At 57.4% G+C, this 1253-nt stretch carries 1 protein-coding gene; it reads right to left on the minus strand.

What is annotated here, in order from left to right:
* Nucleotides 1-8 precede the first annotated feature (8 nt).
* A protein-coding gene (locus tag EJB06_RS31490) for an IS3 family transposase (protein ID WP_229427391.1) occupies nt 9-1189 on the minus strand; the annotation gives its coding sequence in 2 pieces (ribosomal slippage) (nt 9-940 and nt 940-1189; 1182 coding nt in all).
* Nucleotides 1190-1253: the final 64 nt, after the last annotated feature.

The following is a 1253-nucleotide window of genomic DNA, read 5'->3' on the forward strand; positions in this document are numbered from 1 at the left end:
TGCTGTGGTCAAGTAATTTCGGACACCACGATAGGTTCGTGTGCTGCCATTTTTCGTTCGTAGACAGCGGGCGGCAGATTGCCCAATGCTGAATTGATGCGCTTGCAGTTGTAGAAGCCGACGATGTAGTCGGTGATATCAGCCTTGGCCTCGGCGTGATTGGCGTATTGCCGCTGCCAGACGCGCTCCATCTTGAGGTTTAGGAAGAAGCGTTCCGCCACGGCGTTATCCCAACAATTTCCCTTGCGGCTCATGCTGCAAACGAAGCCGTGTTGTTTCAGCAGGTCCTGGTAAAGCTCGCTGGCGTACTGGCTTCCCCGGTCCGAATGGACGATCAGGCCCGATGCGGGCCGGCGCTGTTGAATGGCCATGTTCAACGCGTCGCAGACCAGCTTGGCGGGCATGGTCGGCGCCATGGCCCAACCGACCACCTTGCGCGCATACAGATCCAGCACAGTGGCCAGATACAACCATCCCGCGCCGGTGCGAATGTACGTGATATCGCTGACGTAGGCCAGGTCCGGCGCGGTGGGGTTGAACTGCCGATTGAGCACATTGTCGGCAATCGGTAAGTCGTGCTTGCTGTCTGTCGTGTGAACGAATTTGCGCTTCCAGACGGGCTTCAAGGCGGCCTTGCGCATCAGGCTGCGCACCTTGTAACGCCCGATTTGGAACCCTTCGTTGGCCATGGCCGTGACCAATCGCCGACTGCCATAGCTCTGGTGACTCGCCATGAACGCCGCCTTCAGGTGCACGCTTGCCTTGCATACGACCGGCTTGGCAGAACGTCGCTGCGCTTCGTAAAAACCGGACCGGCTAACCTCCAGAATGCGGCAACTGTGTTTAACCGGGATGGCCTCCTTTTGCAGTTGAACGATGAGCTGGCGAGTCATTTCATTTCGCGGGCAAAGAAGGCCGATGCCTTTTTTAAGATGGTCACATCCTGCCGGAGTTGCTGATTTTCCAGCTCCAACTGCCGGATCCTCTGCTGCTCGGTAGTGAGCGGTTTGCCGATGCCAGGCTGGCCGCTCTGCTCCGCGCTGTACTGGGCCAGCCAGCGGCGAATTGCGGTCGGGCCGATGTCCATGCTTTCGCTGACGTTCTGAATGCTCTGTCCCTGCTCTTTGATCATTCGGACCACTTCCAGCTTCAGGCTGGGGTCGAAGGTCTTCCGTTTTCTTGTAGCCATGTATTACTCCTCAGGTGGTGTATTTTCCACCTATTGAGGTGTCCGGGCAAATTAGACCACAGCA

Origin of the sequence: Massilia atriviolacea, from assembly GCF_003953935.1 — a bacterium.
Lineage (GTDB): Bacteria > Pseudomonadota > Gammaproteobacteria > Burkholderiales > Burkholderiaceae_D > Telluria_A > Telluria_A atriviolacea.